The organism is Actinomadura opuntiae, assembly GCF_030283205.1.
In the GTDB taxonomy this organism is placed as follows: Bacteria; Actinomycetota; Actinomycetes; order Streptosporangiales; family Streptosporangiaceae; genus Spirillospora.
Window position 1 is genome coordinate 1 of sequence record NZ_JASNWF010000022.1, and the last position, 7,387, is coordinate 7,387.

Below are 7,387 nucleotides of genomic sequence, written 5' to 3' on the forward strand. Positions count from 1 at the left end.
GACACATAATTCGCCAACGCCCCATGCTCAACCCCCACACCCTTAGACCGCCCCGTCGAACCCGACGTATAAATCACATACGCCAACCCACCCACCACCACCGGAAGCGACACCTCCGGAGCAGCCTCGATCGCCGGGTCGCTCATGACGACTGTGCGGAGTCGGCCCGCGGGCAGATCCTCGGCGATCTCGTCCACCGTCAAGAGCAGCCCGGCACCGCTGTCGGCGAGCATGAACGCGACCCGCTCCGCCGGATACTCCGGATCCACCGGAACGAACGCAGCCCCCGCCCGCCACACCGCCAACACCGCCACCACCATCTCCACCCCACGCGGCATGCAGATCCCGACGACCGACTCCGCGGCCACACCCTGGGCCACCAGGAAACACGCCAACCGCTCCACCCGGGCGTCCAGAGCCGCATAGGTCAACTCCACGTCGCCGCATTCCACCGCCACCGCACCCGGCGACCGCACCACCTGCTCGGCGAACAACTCGGGAGCGGACACCTGCCGTCCCTCGACGGCCGTGTCGTTCCACTCGCCGAGGATCTGGCGCCGCTCACCTTCGCTCAACACCTCGACGGCGTTGAGCATGAGGTCCGGGGTCTTCTCCAGCGCGGCCACGAGGTTCTCCGCGGCTCGCCGCAACAGGGCCGCCACGGCGTCGGCTTCGATGGGCGCGGCGGCGTCGACGGCGAGCCCGATCGTGTCGCCGTCGTCGTTGACCGCCGCCGACAACGGGTAGTTCGAGCCGTCGCCCACATGGACGGTGCGGATGCCGTCGAGCTGCTCGCCCGCGTCGCGGCGCACGTTGTGGCGGTAGTTGAGGAAGGAGGTGAACAGCGGCGTGTCACCGGGGACGCCGCTGGCCCGCTGCGCGGCGGCGAGCGGGGTGTGCTCGTGCTCCAGCAGTTCCGCCAGCTGGTCGCGCATCGCCTCGACGGCCGTGAGGACGCTCGTTCCGGTCACCCGGACCCGCACCGGCAGGGTGTTCATGTAGGGGCCGGGGATGCGGTCCGCGCCGGCCCCGGCGTTCATCCGGCCGAACAGCACCGTGCCGAACACGACGTCGCCTCGGCCGCTGACCGCGGCGAGGACCCGGGCCCACGCGACGTGCATCAGCGGGGCGGGGCTGATCCGCAGGCGCCGCGCGACGGTGCGGATCCGGTGGGTCAGCTCGGCCGGGAGGCCGGCGACCGCCCGGACCGTGGACGTGCCGTCGGTGCGCGCGTCGGCCTGCCCGTACGGCGCGGTCGGCTCGGTCACGTCGCCCAGCAGCCGGGCGAAGTACCGTTCGTGCTCCTCCCGCGCTCCGGCGCGCGCCTTCGCCACGAAGTTCCGGAAGGGGAGCGACTCCGGAAGGCCGGCCCCGCGCCCGGTGAGGAACGCGCGCACCTCGTCGAGCAGGACCTCCTTGGTCGTGTGGTCCTGCACCATGTGGTGCATCCGCAGCAGCGCCAGCCACCGGTCGCCGGACGGGGCGGCGGCGGTGTGCACCCTGATGAGCGGTGCGCGTCCGAGGTCCATGGGTTCGCTGCCGACCGCGAGCAGCCGCTCGACGGTGCCGGCGTCGTGCTCGGTGACGGCGGGTTCCGCGGTGCGCCACACGACCTGGACCGGCTCGCGGAGCCCCTCCCAGGCGATGGAGGTGCGGAGGATGTCGTGCCGCTCGATCACGCGCCGCAACGCGCCGAGGAAGGCGTCGAGGCGTCCGCGGGAGTCGAACTCCAGCACCATCGGCAGGTCGTAGGCGTCACGGCCGTCCGCCAGCAGGTGGTGGAAGAGCAGTCCCTCCTGGAGCGGGGCGAGCGGGTAGACGTCGGCGACGTTCGGGGCGCCGCCCTCGACCGCGGCGACGATGCGGTCCAGTTCGGGCTGCGACAGCTCCACCAGGGGCAGCATGTCGGGGGTGAGGGCGGTGGCGCCGGGAGGGATGCGGGTCTCGGGGACGGCCTCGTGCCCCGTCCCGGAGGACGCCGCGAGCCCCGCCGGAGTCGGCGCCTGGAACAGCGCCCGGACCGACACCGACAGCCCGCGCTCGCGCAGCCGCTCCACCAGCCGTATGGCCAGCAGCGAATGCCCGCCGAGGGCGAAGAAGTCGTCGTCGACGCCGACCTTGTCCAGCCCGAGGACCTGGGCGAACGCCGCGCAGACGAGCTCCTCGCGCGGGCCGGACGGTTCCCGGCCGGTCCCGGCGGCGTAGCCGGGGGCGGGCAGCGCGGCGCGGTCGAGCTTGCCGTTGACCGTGAGCGGCAGGGCCTCCAGCGCCACCACGGCGGACGGGACCATGTGCGCGGGCAGCCGTTGTGCGACGAAGGAGCGCACCTCGCCGGGCAGCGCCTCCTCGTCCCGGCCGTCGACCGGAACCACGTAGGCGACCAGGCGCGTGTCGCCGGGCGCGTCCTCGCGGGCCACCACCGCCGCCTGCGCGACCCGGGGGTGCGCGGCCACGGCCGACCGGACCTCGCCCGGCTCGATGCGGAAGCCCCGGATCTTCACCTGCTCGTCCGCGCGGCCCGCGAACACGAGCTCGCCGTCGCGGGTCCAGCGGACGAGGTCGCCCGTGCGGTACATCCGCTCGCCCGGCCCGTACGGGCAGGCCACGAACCGCTCGGCGGTCAGCCCCGCGCGTCCCGCGTACCCCCTGGCGAGCTGCGCCCCGGCGATGTACAGCTCGCCCGCGACGCCGGGCGGCACCGGCCGCAGCCCCTCGTCCAGCACGAACATCCGCGTGTCGGCGACCGGGCCGCCGAACGGCAGCGCGCCGGTCGCCTCCGGGTCGACCGGTCCGACCGCCGTGATCACGGTCGCCTCGGTGGGGCCGTAGGCGTGCACGAGCGCGCGGCCCCGCGCCCACGCGCGCGCCAGCCCGGGGTCCATCGCCTCCGAGCCGACCACCATCGCCTCGACGTCCGCGAGGTCGCCCGGATCCAGCATGGCCAGCAGCGACGGCACCAGGCTCGCCGACCGCACACCGGCCGTCCGCGCCAGCGCGCGCAGCGCCCGCGGCTCGGCCCGCTCGGCCGCGCTCGCCACCACGAGGGTCCCGCCGGACGCGAGCGTCACGGCCACGTCCAGCACGGACGCGTCGAAGTTGAACGAGGCGAACTGCAGCACGGGCACGCCGGGCGCCACGCGCATCAGCGGCCGGAAGACCGCCACCAGCTTCGCCACCGACGCGTGCGCGACCGCGACGCCCTTGGGCCGGCCCGTCGAACCGGACGTGAAGATGACGTAGGCCAGGCATCCCGGCTCGATCCGCGTGTCCGGCGGCGTCGCGGGGAGGCGGAGCAGCTCGGCGGCGACGGCCGGGTCGTCCATGCGGACGACCTCCGCCGCGCCGTCCAGCGCACCGGCGGTGTCCGTGCAGCTCAGCACCGTCTCCGCGCCGCTGTCGGCGACCATGTGGGCGAGGCGCTCCGCGGGATGCCCGGGGTCCAGCGGCACGTAGGCGCCGCCCGCCTTCCACACGGCCAGGATCGCGACGACGATGTCGACGCCCCGCGGCAGGCACACGCCCACCGCCGACTCCGGGCGGGTCCCGCGGGCGGCCAGCAGCCGCGCCAGCCGGTTCGCGCGGGCGTCCAGCTCGGTGTAGGTCAGCGCCGTCCCCTCGAACACCACCGCGGGCACGTCCGGGTTCTCCGCCGCGCGGGCCTCGAAGGAGGCCGGCACCGCGGCCGCCTCGGTCCCGGTGGCGGTGTCGTTCCACTCGGTCAGCACGCGCCGCCGCTCGGCCTCGTCCAGCAGGTCCAGGGCGCTCGGCCGCAGCTCCGGGTCGCGGGTGAGCCGGTCCAGGCAGCGGGTGAGGCGGGCCGCCAGCGCGGCGGCGGTCTCCGGGTCGAACAGGTCGGCGGCCACCACCAGGACCCCGCGCAGGCCCGCCGGCGCCCCCTGCGCGTCGAACACCTCGCCGAGGGAGACCTCCACGTCGAACTTGGCGACCGGCCCGCCGGCGGGCATCCCGGTGACGCGCAGGCCCGGCAGCTCCGCCGCCGCCTCGCCGACGTTCTGGACGGTCAGCATCACCTGGAACAGCGGGTGCCGCGCCAGCGACCGGGCGGGCGCCAGCTCTTCGACGAGCCGCTCGAACGGCACGTCCCGGTGCGCGAGCGCGGACAGGCTCGTCTCCCGCGTCCGGCGCAGCAGCTCCCGGAACGCCGGATCGCCCGACAGGTCGTTCCGCGTGACCAGGGTGTTGACGAAGAAGCCGACCAGGTCCCGCATGGCCACGTCGCCGCGTCCGGCCGTGACCGTGCCGATCGGGACGTCGGTGCCCGCGCCGAGCCGCGACAACAGTACCGCCAGGGCCGCCTGAAGCACCATGAACGTGGTCGCGCGCTCGGCACGGGCCAGGTCCACCAGCCGGGCGTGCACGTCGGCGGGAATCTCCAGGGTGACGCTGTGGGCGCGGTGGGACGCCGTGGCGGGACGCGGCCGGTCGAACGGCAGGTCCAGCTCCTCCGGCGCGCCCGCCAGGGCGTCGCGCCAGTAGGCGACCTGCCGCGCGAGCACGCTGCCGGGGTCGTTCTCGTCGCCGAGCAGTTCGCGCTGCCAGAGCGTGTAGTCGGCGTACTGGACGGGCAGAGGCGCCCAGCCGGGGGCCCGTCCGGCGCACCGCGCCTCGTAGGCGATCGAAAGGTCCCGGGCGAGCGGCCCCATGGAGTACCCGTCGCCCGCGATGTGATGGACCACCAGCGCCAGAGCGTGCTCGTCCGGTCCGGCCGAGAACAGCCAGGCCCGGACGGGCACCTCCGAAGAAAGGCGGAATACATATCCGGCGACGCCGGCGACCGCACCGGCCAGATCATCCGAGGTCGAGGACTCCGGGAGGTCCACCACCTGGAGTTCCCATTCCAGCTCGTCGATGCCGAGGATGCGCTGGCCGGGTTCCCCGTCGACCGTCTCGATGATCGTGCGCAGCGCCTCATGCCGTTCCAGCACGTCCCGGAGAGCGGCGGCCAGGGCCTTGCGGTCCACGGAACCGGAAAGCCGCAGCGCCACCGGAATGTTGTAGGTCGCGCTCGGTCCTTCGAGCCGCTGGATGAACCACAGCCGGCGCTGCGCGAATGACAACGGAACCATGGGGACCCCTCCTGCGTCGGCGACCAACTATCGCCCGGCGCCGAAGCCCTGATCAATGTTCCGGATTCCTTTTTCGTTCCGTGTTCAACCGCATTCATGACGGCGGTTGAACACTCCTGACGGTGTTCAACCGCGGTACGGCGCCGGTCGAACGGAACCGGCGGTCCGCGGCAAACGGGACGGCCCCGGAAAGGTGCGGTAAAAAGCCTTGCGGAGTGTGCTTGGCGGGCACACCGGGGGCCTTTCTCGTCGCTCGCGCCGCTGGGCTCGCGACCGGCACGCAACCCGAAAGGCGAGGCTTCAGTGGCCAAGAAGGGCAGCCTGGTCGGGCGCTTCACCGGCGTCCGTTTCGACGACGAATCGATCACCCGCCAGAAGGTCGGGCCGGGAACGGTCCGGCGCATCCTTCCCTACGTCCTGCGGTTCCGCCGGCCGCTGCTCGCGCTGCTCGCGAGCACGGCCGTCGAAGCGCTGATCACCGCGCTCAGCCCGGTGGCGCTCAAAATGATCATCGACGACGGCATCGTCCCGAAGCGCTTCGGGATCGTGCTGTGGCTGTGCGCGGGGCTCCTCGTCCTCGCGCTGGTCGACGCGGCGGCGGAGTACGTCAAGGCATGGTGTGCCGGCCGGGTGGGCGAGGGTCTGGTGTACACGCTGCGGCGCGAGGTGTTCGAGCACGTCCAGCGGCAGCCGCTGGCGTTCTTCACCCGGGCCCGGACCGGCGCGCTGGTGAGCCGGCTCGACTCCGACATCGTCGGGGCCCGGCAGGCCGTGACGGCGCTCCTGGTGGGGGCGTTCTCCACCGTGCTCACCCTGGGGTTCGTCCTGGCCGCGATGTTCTACCTCTCGTGGCTGCTCACGCTGGCATGCCTCGTCGTGATCCCCATCTTCCTGCTGCCGATCAGGCTCGTCGCCCGCAGGATGCAGCGCATCACCCGGGAGCGGATGCAGCTGGAGGCCGAGATCGGCTCGCTGATGAACGAGAGGTTCAACGTCTCCGGGGCGATGCTCACCAAGCTCTACGGGCGCCCCGAGGACGAGTCCCGGCTCTTCGCCGCGCGCACGGGCCGGCTGCGCGACCTGGCGGCCGGCGGCGTCGTCGTGGCGCGGACGACGACCGTCCTCGTCGCCGTGCTCACCTCGGTCATCACGACGCTGGTCTACGGGATCGGCGGGGCGCTCGCCATCCGCGGCTCGCTCGAGGTCGGCACGCTGGTGGCGATGGTGGCGCTGCTGATGCGCCTCTACGGCCCGGTCGACCAGCTGTCCACGCTGCAGGTCGACACGATGACGACGCTCGTGAGCTTCGACCGGCTGTTCGAGGTGCTGGACCTGGAGCCGCTCATCAAGGAGCGGCGCGCCGCGACGGCGCTGCCGCCGCTCGCCAAGGGCGCGGACGCGCCCGACATCGAGTTCGACCACGTCTCCTTCCGCTACCCCTCGGCCGCAGAGGTGTCGCTGGCGTCGCTGGAAGCGGTCGCCATGCACGACCGGAGCCGCGGCCAGGGCGACTGGACGCTGCGCGAGCTGGACTTCCATGCGCCGGCGGGCCGGCTCACCGCGCTGGTCGGCCCGTCGGGAGCCGGGAAGACGACCATCACCCACCTCGTCCCCCGGCTCTACGACCCCGGCGAGGGGGCGGTGCGGATCGGCGGCCGGAACCTGCGCGACCTCACGCTGCAGTCGATCCGCGACACCGTCGGCGTGGTGACCCAGGACGCGCACCTGTTCCATGACACGCTCCGCGCCAACCTCCTGTACGCCCGTCCGGACGCCACCGAGGACGAACTGGTGGAGGCGTGCGTGGCCGCGCGCGTCTGGGACACCGTCCGCGCGCTTCCCGACGGCCTGGACACCACGGTCGGTGATCGCGGCTACCGGCTCTCCGGCGGCGAGAAGCAGCGGATCGCGCTGGCGCGGCTGCTGGTCAAGGCGCCGCCCATCGTCGTCCTCGACGAGGCGACCGCGCACCTGGACTCCGAGTCGGAGGCCGCGATCCAGCGCGCGCTCAGGACCGCGCTGAAGGGCCGCACCTCCCTCGTGATCGCGCACCGGCTCTCCACCGTCCGGGAGGCGGACCAGATCCTCGTCGTCGAGGCGGGCCGCATCCGCGAGCGCGGGACCCACGATCAGCTGCTGGCCGCCGAAGGGCTCTACGCCGATCTCTACCGGACCCAGTTCGCCCAGCAGGCCCCGGACGCCCGCGTCACGGCGGGCGAGGGGATCGGCGCCGAATAGGCGACCGCCGCCCCCGGACCCGCCATCGCGGCGGCCGGGGAGATCAGCGCCCCCGCGGCCCG

Annotated in this window: 2 protein-coding genes; one reads left to right on the forward strand and one right to left on the reverse strand. The window is 73.4% G+C overall.

Translation table 11 applies throughout. The features are described 5' to 3' along the window. Positions 1-5,087 (reverse strand): non-ribosomal peptide synthetase (locus QP089_RS37790; RefSeq protein WP_285918569.1); only part of this gene is annotated, 5,087 nt, incomplete at its 3' end. 303 nt (positions 5,088-5,390) lie between these two features. Between QP089_RS37790 and QP089_RS37795 the strand changes: the two genes are divergently transcribed. Continuing rightward, positions 5,391-7,325, forward strand: coding sequence for an ABC transporter ATP-binding protein (locus QP089_RS37795; RefSeq protein ID WP_285918570.1), 1,935 nt, complete (start codon positions 5,391-5,393; stop codon positions 7,323-7,325). Positions 7,326-7,387: the final 62 nt, after the last annotated feature.